Raw genomic sequence first — 18,351 nt, forward strand, 5'->3', positions numbered from 1 at the left:
GACGCCGTTCATTCGCTCAAACTGTTTCTCATCGCCCTGCATTACGGCGTGTTTCGGCCGTGCGCGCTTTGATATCCGGCGCACAAAATTCGTCGGACAAAGGCTTGAAAATGTTGCCGGTGCCCCAAATTCAGCCGCTAATGCGACGAAGTGCGGACAGTCTTACGCCTGGCCGCGCTTCTCATCCGATTCACTCACAGCAATAACATTCAGCGACATGGAAAACACGCAAGAGAATTCAGCGAGCCAGAACCCGACGCCCGCCGACGAAACCGCGCGCCAGGCCGCCGACCCGACTCAGGCAACCACGCAAGCCGCGCCGGATGCGCAGGCAGTCGCGGACGCCGCACCGCAAGCCGCTTCGAACGAAACCGAAGCCGCGCTCGCCGAAGCGCAGGCCAAGGTGGTCGCGCTGCAGGAAGAGTTCCTGCGCGCGAAGGCGGAAACGGAAAACGTGCGCCGCCGCAGCCAGGAAGACGTGTCGAAAGCGCACAAGTTCGCCATCGAAAACTTCGCGGAAAACCTGCTGCCGGTGCTCGACAGCCTCGAAGCCGCGCTCGCCGACCAGTCGAGCGATATCGCCAAAGTGCGCGAGGGCGTCGAACTGACGCTGCGCCAGTTGACCGGCGCGCTGGAAAAGGGCCGCGTCACGGCGCTGAATCCGGTCGGCGAGAAGTTCGATCCGCATCGCCATCAGGCCATCTCGATGGTGCCGGCGGAGCAGGAGCCGAACACGGTCGTCGCCGTGCTGCAGAAGGGCTACATCATCGCCGACCGCGTGTTGCGCCCGGCGCTCGTCACCGTCGCCGCACCGAAGTAAGACGGCCATGGGCCAGATCCCGGTCGATTCCACCGCTTTTTCCGTCTTCGGAATGCAGGAACTCGACGCCGCCGGCTTCGACGCCGGCCTGGCTTCCGCCGGGGACGAACTGGCCGTGGTGTTCTTCTGGGGCCTCGACTGCTTCAACTGCGAAATCGCCAAGAAGGCGATGCTCGCGCAGCCCGACGCAATACGCGCGCTCGGGCTCAAGTGGTTCCACAGCAACGTGTACGAGCATCGCGAACTCGGCCGCCGTTTCATGCTGCACGGCGTGCCGACATGGTTCTTCTTTCACCGGGGCAAGCGGCTCGGACGCGCGACCGGGTGGCACGGCATCGCGCAGTTTGAGGCGGCGGTGAAGGCGGCGCGGGAGAAGATCGGCGAGTCGGGACAACCGAAAAAGTTATAGACCGCATCGCATTCAGGGTCTTGAAAACGAAATCGGCGCTCCTATCTTGCGTACAGGTATGAATTTTGGGCGTTCGGCCCGGTAAATCGGCCGCAAAAGCCGGCGTGTTCCGGCCGCAGCGCCAAAGCGATCAAAGCTAGGAGAGTATAAAAAATGGGCAAAATCATTGGCATCGACCTCGGCACCACGAATTCGTGCGTGGCGCTGATGGAAGGCAATCAGGTCAAGGTCATCGAGAACTCGGAAGGCGCGCGCACCACGCCGTCGATCATCGCGTATCTGGACGACAACGAAATTCTCGTCGGCGCGCCCGCGAAGCGTCAGTCGGTCACGAACCCGAAGAACACGCTGTACGCGGTGAAGCGCCTGATCGGCCGCCGTTTCGACGAAAAGGAAGTGCAGAAGGACATCAACCTGATGCCCTATAAGATCGTCCGCCACGACAACGGCGACGCCTGGGTCGAAGCGCATGGCAAGAACCTCGCGCCGTCGCAAGTGTCGGCCGAAGTCCTGCGCAAGATGAAGAAGACCGCTGAAGACTACCTCGGCGAGCCGGTGACGGAAGCCGTCATCACGGTTCCGGCGTACTTCAACGACAGCCAGCGTCAGGCAACCAAGGACGCGGGCCGCATCGCCGGTCTGGAAGTGAAGCGCATCATCAACGAGCCGACGGCAGCCGCGCTCGCGTTCGGTCTCGACAAGGCCGAAAAGGGCGACCGCAAGATCGCCGTGTTCGACCTGGGCGGCGGCACGTTCGACATCTCGATCATCGAAATCGCGGATGTGGACGGCGAAATGCAGTTCGAAGTGCTCTCGACGAACGGCGACACGTTCCTGGGCGGTGAAGACTTCGACCAGCGCATCATCGATTACATCATCGGCGAGTTCAAGAAGGAGCAGGGCGTCGATCTGTCGAAAGACGTGCTCGCGCTGCAACGCCTGAAGGAAGCCGCTGAAAAGGCGAAGATCGAACTGTCGTCCACGGCTCAGACCGACATCAACCTGCCGTACATCACGGCGGATGCGACCGGTCCGAAGCACTTGAACCTCAAGTTCACCCGCGCCAAGCTCGAAGCGCTCGTGGAAGAGCTGATCGAACGCACGATCGAACCGTGCCGCATCGCGATCAAGGACGCGGGCGTGAAGGTCGGCGAAATCGACGACGTGATTCTCGTCGGCGGCATGACGCGCATGCCGAAGGTGCAGGAAAAGGTGAAGGAGTTCTTCGGCAAGGAACCGCGCCGTGACGTGAACCCGGACGAAGCCGTGGCGGTTGGCGCTGCGATTCAGGGTCAGGTTCTGTCGGGCGACCGCAAGGACGTTCTGCTGCTCGACGTGACGCCTCTGTCGCTCGGCATCGAGACGCTCGGCGGCGTGATGACGAAGATGATCAACAAGAACACCACGATCCCGACGAAGCACTCGCAAGTGTATTCGACGGCGGACGACAACCAGGGCGCCGTGACGATCAAGGTGTTCCAGGGCGAGCGTGAAATGGCCGCGGGCAACAAGCTGCTCGGCGAATTCAACCTCGAAGGCATTCCGCCCGCACCGCGCGGCGTGCCGCAGATCGAAGTGACCTTCGACATCGACGCGAACGGCATTCTGCACGTCGGCGCGAAGGACAAGGCGACGGGCAAGGAAAACAAGATCACCATCAAGGCGAACTCGGGTCTGACGGACGCCGAAATCGACAAGATGGTGAAGGACGCCGAAGCCAACGCCGAGGAAGATCACAAGCTGCGCGAACTCGCGGATGCCCGCAACCAGGGCGACGCGCTGGTCCACAGCACGAAGAAGGCGGTCGCGGAGTACGGCGACAAGGTCGACGCTTCGGAAATGGAAAAGATCGAAGCCGCGCTGAAGGATCTCGAAGACGCGTTGAAGAACTCGTCGAGCGACAAGGCCACGATCGAAGCGAAGGTCGAGGCGCTGGCTCAGGCTTCGCAAAAGCTCGGCGAAAAGATGTACGCCGACATGCAGGCACAGCAAGGCGCGGCCGGTGCGGCAGCGGGTGCGGCCGGCGCGGAAGCGGCATCGGCTGGTGCGAGCCAGCAGCATGACGATGTCGTCGACGCCGACTTCAAGGAAGTGAAGAAGGACTAAGCCGCAGGGCGCGTGGATGGCAACGTTCACGCGCCCGCGGTCTTTCGCGCGGTACACGGCGCGAACAGGACCGGGACGCGTCGAGCGTCTAACGTGGAACGCGCCTGGCGAGCTTTTCGGCTCCCCGGGCACGTTGTTTTTTTGGGGCGTCTTGCTCTCAGCGGAAGTCGAGCCGGGCAGGGCGTCAGAGGTTACGCGCGGATCATTGATCCGAGGCATCTGACAGGAACCGTCGCGGCCAAGCGCGGCGGCATGGAACCGACATGGCGAAACGGGATTACTACGACGTTCTGGGCGTCGCAAAGAACGCGAGCGACGACGAGATCAAGAAGGCGTATCGCAAGCTCGCGATGAAGTATCACCCTGACCGCAATCCGGACAACAAGAAGGCGGAAGAGAATTTCAAGGAGGCCAAGGAAGCCTACGAAATGCTCTCCGACCAGCAGAAGCGCGCCGCGTACGACCAGTACGGTCACGCGGGCGTCGATCCGAACATGGCAGGGGCGGGCGCGCAAGGCTTCGGCGGATTCGCCGATGCTTTCGGCGACATCTTCGGCGACATCTTCGGACAGACGGCGGGCGCGGGTGCGCGCGGCGGACGCGGCGGCCCACAGGTGTATCGCGGCGCGGATCTTCGCTACAGCATGGAGATCACGCTCGAACAGGCCGCGCACGGCTACGACACGCAAATCCGCGTGCCGAGCTGGAGCAACTGCAATGTCTGTCACGGTTCGGGCGCGAAGCCGGGCACCAAGCCGGAAACCTGCCCGACGTGTCACGGCCAGGGCCAGGTGCGGATGTCGCAGGGCTTTTTCAGCATCCAGCAGACGTGTCCGAAGTGTCACGGCAGCGGCACGTATGTCCCCGAGCCCTGCACGAACTGCCACGGCGCGGGCAAGGTGAAGGAAACGAAGACGCTGGAAGTGAAGATTCCGGCGGGCATCGACGACGGCATGCGCATCCGCTCGGCCGGCAACGGCGAGCCGGGCATCAACGGCGGGCCGAACGGCGACTTGTATGTGGAGATCCACATCAAGCAGCACGCGGTGTTCGAGCGCGACGGCGACGACCTGCATTGCCAGATGCCGATTCCGTTCACGACGGCGGCGCTCGGCGGCGAGATCGAAGTGCCGACGCTCGCGGGCCGCGCGAGCTTCACGGTGCCAGAAGGCACGCAGTCGGGCAAGACGTTCCGTCTGCGCGGCAAGGGCATCAAGGGTTTGCGGTCGAGCATCGCGGGCGATCTCTACGTGCACGTGCAGGTGGAAACGCCGGTCAAGCTCACCGAGCAGCAGCGCGACTTGCTCAAGCAGTTCGAGAAGTCGCTGTCGGAAGGCGGCGCGCGGCATAGTCCGCAAAGCAAGAGCTGGTTCGATCGCGTGAAGAGTTTCTTCGACTGACGCGCCCTGTCGAACAGGCAGTGACGCATCATGCGAGCATGGCCATGAAGATCGAAGCACGCAGCGCGGTGTTCGCGCTGCTCGACGATTGCGACGCGACCGCCGAAAGGCGGTCGAGTCGTTTGTACGCGGACTTCTCGCACGAGCACGTCTGCGAGGACGGGCGCGCGCTCGATGCGGTGTGCGCCGCGATCGAACGCGATTTGCGCGACGGAATGCATGCGGTCGTCGTCGCGGATTACGAGTTCGGGCGCAATCTCCAGTTCGGCGAAATCGGGCGCGGCGGCGATCATGCGTTGCGCGTGCTGATGTTCCGCTCGTGCTCGGTGATGTCCCGCGACGAAGCGACCGCCTGGCTCGCGTCGTCGCCCGGTTCGGACGAGGTCGCGGGCGTGGCGGGCATCGAGCCGAGCATCACGCGCGACGAGTTCGACGCGGCCATCGCCGCCGTGCACGAAGCGCTGATCGAAGGCGAGTCGTATCAGATCAACTTCACGTACCGGCTCGCGTTCGATGTCTTCGGCACGCCGCTCGCGCTGTATCGGCGGTTGCGCGAGCGTCAGCCGGTGCGGTATGGCGCGTTGATCGCGTTGCCGGACGGGCGGGCGGTGGTCTCGTGCTCGCCGGAGCTTTTCATCGAAAAGCATGGCGACGTGTTGCGCGCCCGGCCGATGAAAGGCACCGCGCCGCGCGACACCGATCCCGCCGCGCTCCACGACGATCCCAAGAATCGCGCGGAAAACGTGATGATCGTCGACCTGCTGCGCAACGACATTTCGCGCGTCGCGGTCACGGGATCGGTGCACGTGCCGGCGCTCTTTTCCGTCGAGCCGTATGCGTCCGTGTGGCAGATGACATCGACGGTGGAGGCGCGCGTCGTGCCGGGCACGCCGTTCGCCGCGATCATGCGCGCGCTGTTTCCATGCGGGTCGATTACCGGCGCGCCGAAGTACCGCACGATGCAGCTCATCGACGAGATCGAAAGCACGCCGCGCGGACTCTATACCGGCGCGATCGGCTGGCTCGATGCAAGCGGCGACTTTTGCCTCTCGGTCGCGATTCGCACGCTGGTCATCGACGCGGCGGGCGAGCGCGGCGTGCTCGGCATTGGCGCGGGCATCGTGCTGGATAGCATCGCCGAAAGCGAGTACGAAGAGTGTCTGCTGAAAGCGCGCTTCCTGACCGGCGCGGATCCCGGCTTCGAACTGTTCGAGACAACCTACGCCACGCGCGACGAACACGTGCGCCACTACGCGCGGCATATCGCGCGGCTCGCGCAAAGCGCGGCGTATCTCGGTTTCGCGTTCGACGAGCGCGAACTCGATGCCGAAGTCGCGCGGCATTGCGCGGCCTTCGAGGCGGGGAAGGCGTATCGCTTGCGCATTGCGCTCGACAAGCGCGGACGCATCGCGATGACGAGCGCGCCACTGGCGCCGTTGTCATCGGATACGGTCGATGTGATGCTCGCGTCGGATCACGGCTTTACGGCGCAGTCGTCGCGCGACGTGCTGCTTCGTCACAAGACGACGCGCCGCGCCGACTACGATCGCGCGTGGAAGGCTGCCGAAGCGGCAGGCGCGTTCGACATGCTCTTCACCAACGAGCGCGGCGAACTCACCGAAGGCGGCCGTTCGAGCGTGTTCGCCAAGCTCGACGGCGCGTGGTGGACGCCGCCCATCGACGCCGGCGTGCTGCCGGGCGTGATGCGCGCGGTGCTGATCGAAGAGCTTGGCGCGCAGGAACGCGCGCTGATGCCCGCCGATCTGGACCGCGCCGAAGACCTGCTCATCAGCAATGCGCTGCGCGGCGCGGTCAAAGCCCGTCTCAGGCGCTAGATCGAGCGCATCACCACTCCGCCACGCTTCCGTCCGCGTGACGCCACACCGGATTGCGCCAGCGGTGCCCGATCTTCGCCATCTCGCGCACCTTCTCCTCGTTCACTTCGATGCCGAGCCCCGGCCCCTGCGGAATCGACACCATGCCGTCGTCGTACTTGAAGACCTCCGGATTCTTGATGTAGTCGAGCAGATCGTTGCCCGTGTTGTAGTGGATGCCTAAGCTCTGTTCCTGGATGAACGCGTTGTAGCTGACGGCATCGATCTGCAGGCACGTGGCGAGCGCGATCGGGCCGAGCGGGCAATGCAGCGCGAGCGCGACGTCATACGCTTCGGCCATCGACGCGATCTTGCGGCATTCGGTCAGCCCGCCCGCATGGGATGCGTCCGGCTGAATGATATCGACGTACCCGCCCGCCAGAATGTGCTTGAAGTCCCAGCGCGAATAGAGCCGCTCGCCGAGCGCGATCGGCGTGCTCGTCTGATTGACGATATCGCGCAACGCCTCGACGTTCTCCGAGAGCACCGGCTCTTCGATGAACATGAGCTTGTACGGATCGAGTTCACGCGCGAGGACCTTCGCCATCGGCTTGTGCACGCGGCCATGAAAGTCCACGCCGATGCCCACGTTCGGCCCAACGGCCTCGCGCACCGCGCGCACGTTGTCGATCACGCCCTGCACCTTGTCGAACGTGTCGATCATCTGCAGCTCTTCGGAGCCGTTCATCTTCACGGCCTTGAAGCCGCGTTCGACGACGGCGCGCGCGTTGTTCGCGACATCGCTCGGACGGTCGCCGCCGATCCACGAATATACCTTGATCTTGTCGCGCACCTGGCCGCCGAGCAGCGCGTGGATCGGCACGCCATGATGCTTGCCGAGGATGTCCCACAGCGCCTGATCCACGCCCGCGATCGCGCTCATGCCGATAGGCCCGCCGCGATAAAAGCCCGAGCGATACATCACTTGCCACAGGTCTTCGATATGGCGCGGATCTTTTCCGACCAGATAGTCGGCAAGCTCGTCGACGGCGGCGGCCACCGTATGCGCGCGTCCTTCGACGACAGGCTCGCCCCAGCCCGTGATGCCTTCGTCCGTTTCGATCTTGAGGAAGCACCAGCGTGGCGGAACGATGAACGTTTCGAGTTTCGTGATTTTCATTGCGTGTCTCCTACCGAGGGGCTCTCATGGTAGCAAAAAGCCGGGCTTCCGTCCTATTAATAGTATTATTGGGCTAGGAGCAGCGTTCGGCCGGCCAATCAGATATCCGATAATCGCGCCCGTCCCTTTAGCACGACGAGGAGTTCACCATTTATCGCGATCTACATAGCCGCGTGGCGCACGAACTGGGCATGGCCATATTGCGCGGCGACTTTCCACCGGGCTCGCCGCTGCCGCGCGAAGCGGAACTGATGACGCACTTCGGCGTGAGCCGCACCGTGCTGCGTGAGGCGCTGCGCACGCTGACATCGAAGGGGCTGATCGAATCGCGTCCGAAAGTCGGCACGCGCGTGCGGGCCAGGAACGCATGGAATCTGCTCGACGCCGACATGCTCCTCTGGTATTCGCGCGTCGCCCCGCCGATGCAGTTCGCGCTCAAGCTCCAGGAAATGCGCGAGATGATCGAGCCGTATGCCGCGGCCCTCGCGGCGGAGAATCACGAAGCGGCCACGCTCGATTTGCTGACGCAGGCGCATTGCTCGATGGTGAGGGCGCAGAACGTCGAGGAATGGGTGCGCGCCGACCTTCAGTTCCATCTGTGCGTGCTCGGCGCATGCAGCAACGAGTTGCTCGTGCCGCTGGGTGCGCTGATCGGGCAGACGCTGGAAGGGCAGTTGCAATTGAACGCGAAGCGCGCCGACGTGTTCAACGCGTCGCAGGCGGAACACACGGCGGTGTTCGAAGCGATCGTCGCGCGCGATGCCGACGCCGCACGCCGCGCGATGTCGGTTCTGCTCGGCGTGACGCGCGCGCGCATCGAAGGCTGACGCCGCAGGCGAAAAAAAGCGCGCGGCGATTGAATCGCCTGCGCGCCTTTCCGGTGTATCGGCGATCGATCAGGAATGCTTTTCGATCAGCTCCACCTTGTAGCCGTCCGGATCTTCGACGAACGCAATCACCGTCTTGCCGCCCTTCACCGGGCCGGCTTCGCGCGTGACTTTGCCGCCCGCCTGGCGGATGCGCTCGCATGCGTCGGCGGCGCTGTCCACTTCCAGCGCGATATGGCCATACGCCGTGCCCATCTCGTACTTCTCGACGCCCCAGTTGTAGGTGAGTTCGAGCACGCTGTTCTCGCTCTCGTCGCCGTAACCGACGAACGCCAGCGTGTACTTGTACTCGGGGTTCTCGCTCTGGCGCAGCACTTTCATGCCGAGGATGCGCGTGTAGAAGTCGATGGAACGCTGCAGGTCGCCGACGCGCAGCATCGTGTGGAGGAGTCGCATGATGGGTTTCCTGTGGGTTGACGGCGGCGCGGTTTCTCGACGGATCGCGCTCGGCCGGAATTGCGGGTTGTGCGAAATTGTACCGTTCGATGAAATCGCGCGCTCGTCGCCCGGCCGCGCTCACAGGGCAGGCAGCAGGTCCGGCGGATGGTGCTTCAACGTATGCCGCGCCTCGCGAAACTCCGGGAAGATGGATTCGACCGTCTTCCAGAAGCGCGGGCTGTGATTCATCTCACGAAGATGCGCGAGTTCGTGCGCGACGACGTAATCGATGATCGACAGCGGAAAGTGAATCAGCCGCCAGTTGAGGCGAATCTTGCCGTCGCTCGAACAACTGCCCCAGCGCGTCGCCGCCGACGAAAGCGCGTACGCGCGATACTCCGCGCCCAGCTTGAGCGCATACACCGCGAGCCGCTCGCCGAAGATGCGCTTGGCCTCGCTCTGCAGCCAGCCTTGCACGCGATCCTTGATCTGCTGCGCATCCGCGAGCGCGGGCAGCGCGAGCGCGAGCACGCCGGTTTCGGCATCGAAGGAAAGCGTGCTCGCGGACGGATTCAGCGACACGCGGATGGTTTTGCCGAGAAACGGAAACTGTGCGCCGTCCTGCCACTCGATACGCGGCAGCGCGCGCTGCTCGACGCGCGTCTGCCATTCGGCGAGCTTGCGGAAGATCCAGCTTTGCTTGTCGCCGATGGCGTTTTCGATATCCGCGATCGTCACCCAGCGGGGCGCGGTGATCGTGAGTCCGGTTGCGTCGATGCAAAAGCCGATGGTGCGCCGCGCCGAGCGCTTCAGCCGATAGTCGAGCGCCCGCGCGCCGAGCAGCATGCGGCGTTGGCGCACGCCGTCGGGAAGCGGCGCGGGCTTCGGAACGTCGACGGGCGGGACATCGCCGCGTAGCGAAGCCGGCGCGGGAGCGGGCGCGGTGGCGGGCGCATGCTCGAAGGGCAGATCGAGCTGCAGGGAATCGAGCGCGACGGCGGGGCGCTGTCGCGAGGGAGGCTTCTGCATCGGCTCGGCTTTGCGCTCACGGCGCAGAAATGACGAGAGGAACGAGTAAGGCACGCGGCTCGACCGGCGTGAAGCGTCGGAGGCGAGGCCGCGTCAGCGGCTCGCGCCCGCAGCGCCCGCCCGTTCCGGCTGCGCATTCGGCGTGGCGTAAGCGAGCGGATCGATCCGGCGCATCTCCGTTTCGATCCAGCTTTCGACGCGCACATTCACTTCTTCGGGCGAGAGTCCGGCGGTATCGATAGGCTTGCCGATCGACACCGTGACTATACCCGGATACTTGATGAACGAATTGCGCGGCCACACGTGCCCGGCGTTATGCGCGATGGGCACGACCGGCGCGCCCGTCGCGACCGCGAAGCGCGCGCCGCCCGTCTTGTACTTGCCCTGCGCGCCGACGCGCGTGCGCGTGCCTTCGGGGAACATGATGACCCACGCGCCTTCGTCCATGCGCGCGCGGCCCTGGCGCGTGACCGACACGAACGCGTCACGGCCTTGCTTGCGGTCGATATGAACCATCTTCAACAGCCCGAGCGCCCAGCCGAAGAACGGCACATAGAGCAGTTCGCGCTTGAAGACATAGCAGAGCGGGCGCGGCATCAGCGCGGGAAAGGCCAGCGTTTCCCATGCGGACTGATGCTTCGAGAGCAGCACGGCGGGGCCGTCGGGCAGGTTTTCCATGCCCTCGATCGTGTAGCGGATGCCCACGAGATGCCGCAGCACGACGATCGTCGACTTGCACCAGCCGGCGGCCATCCAGTAGCGCTTGTCGGCGCGCATGAACGGGAACGCGATGAAGCAGGCGGTCGCGTACGGCACCGTGTACACGACGAAGTACAGCATCAACAGCAACGAACGGATGAAGCGCATGAAGTCTCGGCGATACGTGGCGGGGCCGGCGATCAGTCGTGATGCCGTGCGAGAAAGTCGAGCGCGAACGCGCGCAGATCCTTGTGAACCAGCGTGCCTTCGGGCAGATTGCCTTCCGCGAGCGTCTTTTCGCCCTTGCCGGTCAGCACGAGATGGACCGGAAAGCCGAGCGCCGCGCCGGACTGAAGATCGCGCAAGGAATCGCCGACGACGGGCGTATCTTCCGGATCGATCTCGAAACGGTCGATGATCTGCTGCAGCATGCCCGGCTTCGGCTTGCGGCAATCGCATTGATCTTCCGCCGTGTGCGGGCAAAAGAAGATCGCGTCGATGCGCCCGCCGACGGCCGCCGCCGCGCGATTCATCTTCTGATGCATCGCGTTGAGCGCGGCCATGTCGAAGAGGCCGCGCCCAATGCCCGACTGGTTCGACGCGATCGCCACGCGATATCCCGCCTGGTTCAGCCGCGCGATGGCTTCGAGACTGCCGGGAATGGCGACCCATTCTTCCGGCGACTTGATGAACGCGTCCGAATCGACGTTGATGACGCCGTCGCGATCGAGGATGACCAGTCGTCTGTTCATGTCTTACGCCGCCAGCTTGGAGATGTCGGCCACGCAGTTCATCTGCTGATGCAGCGCGTTCAGCAGCGCGAGACGGTTGTTGCGCAACGCCGGATCTTCGGCATTCACCATCACGTCGTTGAAGAACGTGTCCACGCTTTCACGCAACTCGGCGAGCGCGGTCAGCGCTTCCGTGTAATTGCGCGCGGCGAGCTGGCTTTGCACGCGCGGCGTCACGCTCTGAATCTGCGCATACAGATTCTTCTCGGCCGCTTCGACGAGCAATTCCGGATTCACCGACGACGGCGCGCCTTGCTCCGACTTCTTCAGGATGTTCGAGATGCGCTTGTTCGCCGCCGCCAGCGATGCCGCCTCGGGCAGCGACGCGAATTCGCGCACGGCGTCGAGGCGCGCGACGATGTCGTCGAGGCGCGTGGGGTTCAGGCTCAACACGGCTTCGATGTCGTTCGCTTCGAAACCGCGCTCGCGCAGCAGGCCGCGCAGACGATCGAGGAAGAACGCGTAGACGGCTTCGGTCGAATCCGCGACTTGCGGCATGCCGGCGAACTGACGCTGAGCGGCGGCGACGAGATCGCGCAGATCCACCGGCAGCTTCTTTTCGAGCAGGATGCGCAACACGCCTAGCGCGTGACGGCGCAGCGCGAACGGATCTTTCTCGCCGGTCGGCGCGAGGCCGATGCCCCAGATGCCGACGATCGTTTCCAGCTTGTCGGCCAGCGCCACCGCGCAGCCGACGCCCGTGGACGGCGTTTCATCGCCCGAGAAACGCGGCTGATAGTGCTCCGAGCACGCGAGCGCGACTTCTTCCGGCTCGCCGTCGTGGCGCGCGTAATACGTGCCCATCGTGCCCTGCAGTTCGGGGAATTCGCCGACCATGTCGGTGAGCAAGTCGGCCTTCGCGAGACGCGCGGCGCGGCGCGTGAGCGCGGCATCGACGCCGACCATCGGCGCGATCTCGCCCGCGAGCGCTTCAAGACGCTCGACGCGCTGCAACGTCGAACCCAGCTTGTTGTGATACACGACGTTCGCGAGCAGCGGCACGCGCTCCTCCAGCCGCTTCTTCTTGTCCTGCGTGAAGAAGAACTTGGCATCCGCGAGGCGCGGGCGCACCACGCGCTCGTTGCCTTCGACGATCTCGGCGGGCGTCCGCGTATCGATGTTCGACACGATCAGAAAGCGCGAGCGCAGCTTGCCGTTCTGGTCGGTGAGCGCGAAATACTTCTGGTTCGTCTGCATCGTGAGGATCAGGCATTCCTGCGGCACCTGCAGGAATTCCTCGTCGAAGCGGCACTGATACACGACCGGCCATTCGACGAGCGCGTTCACTTCATCGAGCAGCGCTTCCGGCATCACGACGCGATCCTCGCCCGCGAACGCCTGCAACTGCGTGCGGATGGACTCGCGGCGATCGTCGAAATTCGCGACGACGTGCGCCTTCGTGCGCAGCGTTTCCGCGTAGTCGTCGGCGTGCGCGATCGGCACGAAGCCTTCCGACATGAATCGATGGCCGATGGTCGTATCGCCCGCATCGACGCCGAGCGCGCTCACCGGCACGACCTTGCCGCCATGCAGCGCGACGAGGCGCTGCACCGGGCGCACGAACTGCACGTTGGTGCCGTCCGGACGCTGATAGGTCATGACCTTCGGAATCGGCAGCTTGCCGAGCGTTTCGTCGAGCGCGGCTTGCAGGCCGTCCGCGAGCGTCGCACCGGGCGCGGCATAGCGCAGGAAGAACGCTTCGGCCTTGCCGTCCTGCGCGCGTTCGAGTTCGTCGAGCGGGAAGTCGGGGAAGCCGAGCGCCGCGAGCTTCTTGGCGAGCGGCGGCGTGGGATTGCCTTCTTTATCGAGCGCGACGGAAACCGGCAGCACTTTTTCGCGCACCTGCTTTTCCGGCGCGACATCGCGCACATTGCGGATGAGCACGGCGAGGCGGCGGGGCGTCGCATATTTTTCGAACGATGCCGCGCCGTCGATCAGATCGCGCGCAGCCAGGCGCTCGACGATGCCTTCGGCGAATGCAGTGCCGAGACGCGCGAGCGCTTTCGGCGGCAGTTCTTCGGTGAGCAGCTCGACGAGCAGAGAAGCGTGATTGGATTGCGTCATTGTTCTGTCTTGCCTCGTCAAGCCTGATCGATGTTGCCGGGAGTGCTTTCGACCTTCAGCGGCGGCGCCCACGCGGGACGCGCGGCTTCCTGCTGGTCGGTGATGAGTTCGGCCGCGCCGCGCACGGGATTGCCGAGCATCGGGAAACCGAGGGCTTCGCGGGAATCGTAATAGGCCTGCGCGACGAGACGCGACAGCGCCCGGATGCGCCCGATATACGCCGCGCGCTCCGTCACGGAAATCGCGCCGCGTGCGTCGAGCAGATTGAACGTGTGGCCGGCCTTCAGCACGAGTTCGTAGGCAGGCAGCGCGAGCTTCGCGTCGATCATCTTCTTGGCTTCGGCTTCGTAGCTGTTGAAGAACGTGAACAGGAGATCGACGTTCGCGTGCTCGAAGTTATACGTGGACTGCTCGACCTCGTTCTGGTGATAGACGTCGCCATACGTGAGGCGGCGCAGTTCACGGCCGTTCGGGCCGTCTTCTTCCCACTCGGTCCAGATGAGGTCGTAGACGTTCTCGACCTTTTGCAGATACATCGCGAGGCGTTCGAGACCGTAGGTAATTTCGCCGAGCACCGGCTTGCAGTCGATGCCGCCCACTTGCTGGAAGTACGTGAACTGCGTCACTTCCATGCCGTTCAGCCACACTTCCCAGCCGAGGCCCCACGCGCCGAGCGTCGGATTTTCCCAGTCGTCCTCGACGAAGCGTACGTCGTTTTGCTTCAGATCGAAGCCGAGCGCTTCGAGCGAGCCAAGGTACAGATCGAGGATGTTTTCAGGCGCGGGTTTCAGCACGACCTGATACTGGTAGTAATGCTGCAGCCGGTTCGGATTCTCGCCGTAGCGGCCGTCTTTCGGGCGGCGCGACGGCTGGACGTAAGCGGCGCGCCACGGCTCGGGGCCGATTGCGCGCAGGAACGTGTGGACGTGCGAGGTGCCCGCGCCGACTTCCATGTCGATCGGCTGGAGAAGCGCGCAGCCCTTGTCGTTCCAGTAGGACTGCAGCGTCAGGATGATTTGCTGAAAGGTGAGCATGATTGCCTTGGATGCGGACCGGGCGGCGGCGCCGATGGTGTGTCGGCGGCGCGGCTCCGAGGCTCGGCTGAAGTGCTAAAACCTTGAATTTTAGCTGGAACGCGGGATGGGCGGGACTTTTTGGGACGTGCGGGGCGCGCCGTTGCATCGCGCGATGCGCGCTCGCATTCCGTTACGTGCGTTCGACGCGCTTGCGTTTTCCCGCCGGCGCGAACGCAAATCCGAACGCCAGCAACAGCAGCGACACGGCAATCACCGTGGCATTCCCGCTCGTCACATAAGGCGTGCGCCCCGACGTGCCTTGCACGCGCGCTTCGAGCACGCCGGTCGTGAAAGTCGGCAGCTTCGAGACGACATCGCCGTTGGCCGCGATCACCGCCGTCATGCCGGTGTTCGTCGCGCGCAGCATCGGCCGGCCGGTTTCGATCGAACGCATGCGCGCAATCTGCAAATGCTGATCGAGCGCGATGGTATTGCCGAACCACGCGAGGTTCGTCGAATTGACGAGCACGCCTGCGGGCGCTTGCTGCTCGCGGATGGTGCGTGCAATTTCTTCGCCGAAAATGTCCTCGTAGCAGATATCGACGGCGATCGGCTGGTTGTGCACGAAGAACGCCTTCTGCGCGATCGGGCCGCGCGCGAGATCGCCGAGCGGAATGCCCATCAGGTTCACGAACCAGTGAAAGCCGAGCGGCACGAATTCACCGAACGGCACGAGATGATGCTTGTCGTAGCGATAAACGTCGTTCACGCCCGGCGTGATGCCGAAGAGACTGTTGGTGAAATCGGTCACGCGCCCGTCGGGAAGCACGGTCACGCCGATCGCGCCGAAGAGGATCGACGAGTTCGTATGGTCCGCGAAGCCGCGCATCGCAGCCGCGAAATCCGGCGGCACTTGCGCCGCGAGCACCGGCAGCGCAGTCTCCGGCGTGACGATGAGATCGGCCGGCTTCTCGGTGATGAGCCGCTTGTACAGCGCGAGCGATTCATCCACGCCTGCCTGCTCGAACTTCATCTCCTGTTTGACGTTGCCTTGCAGAAGGCGCACGTCGAGCGGCGCGTTGGCGGGCGTCGTCCATCGGATGAGCGACAGCAGCGTGCCCGCGACGATCAGCACGAGCGCAATCGCCGCCGGCATCAGCGCACGCGCGCCACGCCCCGTTCGCCGCAGATGGAAGACCGCCTGCACGACGAGCGCCGCGACCAGCGCCAGCACCCAGCCGACGCCGTACACACCCGCGATCGCGCCGTATCCGGCGAGCGGTCCATCGACTTGCGCATAGCCGCTCGCGAGCCACGGAAAGCCGGTGAACACGAGTCCGCGCAGCCATTCGCCGAGCGCCCACGCGCTCGCGAACGCGAATGCGCCGTGCCAAGTCGGGGCGTAGCGCGGGGACGCGTCGATGTCGCGGGCGGTGAGCGCGTCTTCATCACCGAAGCGCGCGCGTCCGGCGACCAGCGACCAGATCACGCTCGATGCCGCCGGATACACGGCGAGATAGAGCGAGAACAGCGCGACCGCGGCGGCGGCGAGCGGCGCGGCCATGCCGCCATAGAAGTGCATGCTGACGTAGAGCCACCAGACGCCCGTCACGAAGTTGCCGAAGCCGAACGCCCAGCCCGTCAGCGCCGCGCTTTTCCAGCCGCTCGTGCGCGAGAGCCACGCGAAGAACAACGCGAAGATGACGAGTTCGAGCCATCCGCCGTGCGGCATCGGCGCGAACGAAAGCGTGTTCGCCGCGCCGAGCACGGCGGCGACGAGGTAATGCCAGAAGGGAAGCGCGCGGGGCGTGATCGACGCGGTCTCGGCGTTGCGTCGCCACGGGAACATGCGAAACGATGAATCGGCCATTGAATGCGGGGAGGGCTTGTCGAGAGGGGGCAGTGCGTTGACGCTGTGCGTGGCGACGAACCTGCGCCACGCCGCGCGGTCAGTCGCGCAGTTCGCCCTCGTCGTCGCCGGTGTGAGGCTGTTGCGCGAGATTCGGCACGCGCCGAACCAGAAGAACGTGAATCTGCCGGGCATCGCCGCGCAGAATTTCGAAGGCGAAATCGTCGATGCGGACCTTCTCGCCACGATGCGGCACGCGTCCGAAGCGATGCGTGACCAGCCCGCCGATGGTATCGACTTCCTCGTCCGAGAAATCGGTGCCGAACTGCTCGTTGAACTGTTCGATGCCCGTCAACGCGCGCACGCGAAACCTTCCGTCCGGCGATGCGATGATGTTGCCGGCTTCCTCGTCGAAGTCGTATTCGTCCTCGATGTCGCCGACGATCTGTTCCAGCACGTCTTCGATGGTGATGAGGCCCGCGACGCCGCCGTATTCGTCGACGACGATGGCAATGTGATTGCGATTCACGCGGAAGTCGTGCAGCAGCACGTTCAGGCGCTTGGACTCGGGAATGAACACGGCGGGGCGCAGCATGCCGCGCACGTCGAACTCTTCTTCGGCGTAATAGCGCAGCAGGTCCTTGGCGAGCAGCACGCCGATGATGTTGTCGCGATTGCCTTCGTACACCGGATAGCGTGAGTGCGCTTTTTCGAGCACGAAGGGAATGAATTCGGCGGGCGTTTCCGCGATATTGATGGCGTCCATCTGGGCGCGCGGAATCATGATGTCGCGGGCGCAGAGATCGGACACCTGAAAGACGCCTTCGATCATGGAGAGCGAATCGGCGTCGAGCAGGTTGCGCTCGTGGGCGTCCTGAAGCACTTCGAGAAGCTCGTCGCGCGACTCGGGTTCGTGCGAGATGAAGTCGGTCAGGCGTTCGAGCAGCGAGCGCTTTTCGGCTGGTTTGTCGGAATGTCGTCGACTGGGATAAGGTTCGTTCATAGCGGAGCGCCCGGGACGTCCCGGGCGCGAATTAACGGAAAGTTAAGCATACACCAAGGCAAATTGCGGCCTGCGTGGTGCGGCGCGCGCATCGGATGGTTCGAACATCCTAGCCGAAAAATGTGCGAAAACCGTGTCCACGGCGCAGCGTTAGCCATTCGGATAAGGGCCGGCGCCGTCCGGGGCCGGCTACTCGCGCTCGCCTGCATTTTTATGGCACCGCCGCAGCAGCGCCTCCAGCGCGCGGTCCGGCATGCCGCTTTCGCGCAGCGCTTCCACCGTGCGGCTGACGTAATCGAGCGTGGTGCCGTACCGGCCGCTCGCGCAGCCGAACACCGTGCGGATGACCGGATCGGCGAGCTTGCCGGTGTACGACGTCGCATCGCGGCGCATGACGAAAGCGAGCGCCTCGACGCGCCGTCCGTCGGCCAGCGTGCAAGGCAGCCACGCCGGCCGATACGACGCCATCGACATTTCGCGCCGCCACAGCACGTCGAGATGCTCCGTCGCGTCCGCGCCGCCGAGCCGGAACGCCATGCCGGTGCAGGAGCCGCCGCGATCGAGCGCAAGCACGAGGCCCGGCTGTTCGGGCGTTCCGCGATTCACCCGCGACCAGAGATAGAGCCCGCGATGATAGCCGTGAACCTTGCCGCGCACGGCTTCGAGCGTCGGCAATCCGGGGTTCCAGATGAGCGACCCATAGCCGAAAAGCCACAAGTCCGACCGCCCGTCCCAGTGGGCGAGGGCGGCCTCTCGCGACGCTGCGAGCTCTTCGTCGGTCAAAAGCGCCGTTTCTTCGAGCGCGGGCGGATAGTCCGGGCACGGCGGCGCCGGATCGTGCGGGGTGATGTCGGGATCGGATGTAGGCTCGGGCGTTTTGTCGTTCACGGCGCGTCGGAAGCAGCG

16 protein-coding genes are annotated in these 18,351 nt (G+C 64.4%); 6 read left to right on the top strand and 10 right to left on the bottom strand.

What is annotated here, in order from left to right:
- The first annotated feature begins 217 nt into the window (after positions 1-217).
- The 5 genes from grpE to pabB all read left to right on the top strand — a co-directional run bounded on the left by grpE (position 218) and on the right by pabB (position 6,570).
- On the top strand, positions 218-820 hold the full coding sequence (grpE, locus tag AWB72_RS03170) for a nucleotide exchange factor GrpE (protein ID WP_040052926.1): 603 nt from the start codon (positions 218-220) through the stop codon (positions 818-820).
- 7 nt (positions 821-827) lie between these two features.
- Positions 828-1,229: a thioredoxin family protein gene (locus tag AWB72_RS03175; protein ID WP_040052925.1), complete on the top strand. Its 402-nt coding sequence runs from the start codon at positions 828-830 to the stop codon at positions 1,227-1,229.
- A gap of 153 nt (positions 1,230-1,382) precedes the next feature.
- Complete coding sequence (gene dnaK, locus AWB72_RS03180; RefSeq protein WP_040052924.1) at positions 1,383-3,335, top strand: molecular chaperone DnaK; 1,953 nt, start codon at positions 1,383-1,385, stop codon at positions 3,333-3,335.
- Between the two features lie 263 nt (positions 3,336-3,598).
- Positions 3,599-4,735, top strand: coding sequence for a molecular chaperone DnaJ (dnaJ, locus tag AWB72_RS03185; protein ID WP_040052923.1), 1,137 nt, complete (start codon positions 3,599-3,601; stop codon positions 4,733-4,735).
- Positions 4,736-4,779: 44 nt separating this feature from the next.
- Positions 4,780-6,570: an aminodeoxychorismate synthase component I gene (gene pabB, locus AWB72_RS03190; protein WP_040053240.1), complete on the top strand. Its 1,791-nt coding sequence runs from the start codon at positions 4,780-4,782 to the stop codon at positions 6,568-6,570.
- Positions 6,571-6,580: 10 nt separating this feature from the next.
- On the opposite strand, the gene dgoD is transcribed toward pabB, so the two are convergent.
- Complete coding sequence (dgoD, locus tag AWB72_RS03195; RefSeq protein WP_040052922.1) at positions 6,581-7,729, bottom strand: galactonate dehydratase; 1,149 nt, start codon at positions 7,727-7,729, stop codon at positions 6,581-6,583.
- Between the two features lie 191 nt (positions 7,730-7,920).
- On the opposite strand from dgoD, the gene AWB72_RS03200 reads away from it, so the two are divergent.
- Positions 7,921-8,556: a FadR/GntR family transcriptional regulator gene (locus AWB72_RS03200; protein WP_084593126.1), complete on the top strand. Its 636-nt coding sequence runs from the start codon at positions 7,921-7,923 to the stop codon at positions 8,554-8,556.
- A gap of 69 nt (positions 8,557-8,625) precedes the next feature.
- On the opposite strand, the gene gloA is transcribed toward AWB72_RS03200, so the two are convergent.
- The 9 genes from gloA to AWB72_RS03245 all read right to left on the bottom strand — a co-directional run bounded on the left by gloA (position 8,626) and on the right by AWB72_RS03245 (position 18,333).
- Positions 8,626-9,012: a lactoylglutathione lyase gene (gene gloA, locus AWB72_RS03205; protein ID WP_040052920.1), complete on the bottom strand. Its 387-nt coding sequence runs from the start codon at positions 9,010-9,012 to the stop codon at positions 8,626-8,628.
- 120 nt (positions 9,013-9,132) lie between these two features.
- Positions 9,133-10,023: a M48 family metallopeptidase gene (locus AWB72_RS03210; RefSeq protein ID WP_040053239.1), complete on the bottom strand. Its 891-nt coding sequence runs from the start codon at positions 10,021-10,023 to the stop codon at positions 9,133-9,135.
- Between the two features lie 93 nt (positions 10,024-10,116).
- Positions 10,117-10,890, bottom strand: a complete 774-nt coding sequence (locus AWB72_RS03215) for a lysophospholipid acyltransferase family protein (RefSeq protein WP_040052919.1) — start codon at positions 10,888-10,890, stop codon at positions 10,117-10,119.
- 32 nt (positions 10,891-10,922) lie between these two features.
- Positions 10,923-11,474, bottom strand: a complete 552-nt coding sequence (gmhB, locus tag AWB72_RS03220; protein WP_040052918.1) for a D-glycero-beta-D-manno-heptose 1,7-bisphosphate 7-phosphatase — start codon at positions 11,472-11,474, stop codon at positions 10,923-10,925.
- Positions 11,475-11,477: 3 nt separating this feature from the next.
- The gene (gene glyS / locus AWB72_RS03225) at positions 11,478-13,577 is read right to left on the bottom strand and encodes a glycine--tRNA ligase subunit beta (protein WP_040052917.1); all 2,100 of its coding nucleotides are present in this window, start codon (positions 13,575-13,577) and stop codon (positions 11,478-11,480) included.
- 17 nt (positions 13,578-13,594) lie between these two features.
- Entirely contained in the window at positions 13,595-14,611 is a 1,017-nt protein-coding gene (gene glyQ / locus AWB72_RS03230; RefSeq protein WP_084593115.1) for a glycine--tRNA ligase subunit alpha, read from the bottom strand.
- 172 nt (positions 14,612-14,783) lie between these two features.
- Entirely contained in the window at positions 14,784-16,463 is a 1,680-nt protein-coding gene (lnt, locus tag AWB72_RS03235; RefSeq protein WP_084593114.1) for an apolipoprotein N-acyltransferase, read from the bottom strand.
- Positions 16,464-16,542: 79 nt separating this feature from the next.
- Entirely contained in the window at positions 16,543-17,445 is a 903-nt protein-coding gene (locus AWB72_RS03240) for a CorC family transporter (RefSeq protein WP_040052915.1), read from the bottom strand.
- Between the two features lie 189 nt (positions 17,446-17,634).
- A complete protein-coding gene (locus tag AWB72_RS03245; protein ID WP_040052914.1) occupies positions 17,635-18,333 on the bottom strand; it encodes a gamma-glutamylcyclotransferase in 699 nt (232 codons plus the stop codon).
- Positions 18,334-18,351 lie beyond the last annotated feature (18 nt).

The organism is Caballeronia concitans (assembly GCF_001544615.1).
Taxonomy (GTDB): domain Bacteria; phylum Pseudomonadota; class Gammaproteobacteria; order Burkholderiales; family Burkholderiaceae; genus Caballeronia; species Caballeronia concitans.

Excerpts from the sequence above, each read along its gene's own strand:
- glyS (WP_040052917.1), bottom strand. The coding sequence starts at position 13,577 with ATGACGCAATCCAATCACGCTTCTCTGCTCGTCGAGCTGCTCACCGAA.
- glyQ (WP_084593115.1), bottom strand. The coding sequence starts at position 14,611 with ATGCTCACCTTTCAGCAAATCATCCTGACGCTGCAGTCCTACTGGAAC.
- dgoD (WP_040052922.1), bottom strand. The coding sequence starts at position 7,729 with ATGAAAATCACGAAACTCGAAACGTTCATCGTTCCGCCACGCTGGTGC.
- grpE (WP_040052926.1), top strand. The coding sequence starts at position 218 with ATGGAAAACACGCAAGAGAATTCAGCGAGCCAGAACCCGACGCCCGCC.
- dnaJ (WP_040052923.1), top strand. The coding sequence starts at position 3,599 with ATGGCGAAACGGGATTACTACGACGTTCTGGGCGTCGCAAAGAACGCG.
- gmhB (WP_040052918.1), bottom strand. The coding sequence starts at position 11,474 with ATGAACAGACGACTGGTCATCCTCGATCGCGACGGCGTCATCAACGTC.
- AWB72_RS03200 (WP_084593126.1), top strand. The coding sequence starts at position 7,921 with ATGGCCATATTGCGCGGCGACTTTCCACCGGGCTCGCCGCTGCCGCGC.
- AWB72_RS03240 (WP_040052915.1), bottom strand. The coding sequence starts at position 17,445 with ATGAACGAACCTTATCCCAGTCGACGACATTCCGACAAACCAGCCGAA.
- dnaK (WP_040052924.1), top strand. The coding sequence starts at position 1,383 with ATGGGCAAAATCATTGGCATCGACCTCGGCACCACGAATTCGTGCGTG.
- AWB72_RS03175 (WP_040052925.1), top strand. The coding sequence starts at position 828 with ATGGGCCAGATCCCGGTCGATTCCACCGCTTTTTCCGTCTTCGGAATG.
- lnt (WP_084593114.1), bottom strand. The coding sequence starts at position 16,463 with ATGGCCGATTCATCGTTTCGCATGTTCCCGTGGCGACGCAACGCCGAG.
- gloA (WP_040052920.1), bottom strand. The coding sequence starts at position 9,012 with ATGCGACTCCTCCACACGATGCTGCGCGTCGGCGACCTGCAGCGTTCC.
- pabB (WP_040053240.1), top strand. The coding sequence starts at position 4,780 with ATGAAGATCGAAGCACGCAGCGCGGTGTTCGCGCTGCTCGACGATTGC.
- AWB72_RS03210 (WP_040053239.1), bottom strand. The coding sequence starts at position 10,023 with ATGCAGAAGCCTCCCTCGCGACAGCGCCCCGCCGTCGCGCTCGATTCC.
- AWB72_RS03215 (WP_040052919.1), bottom strand. The coding sequence starts at position 10,890 with ATGCGCTTCATCCGTTCGTTGCTGTTGATGCTGTACTTCGTCGTGTAC.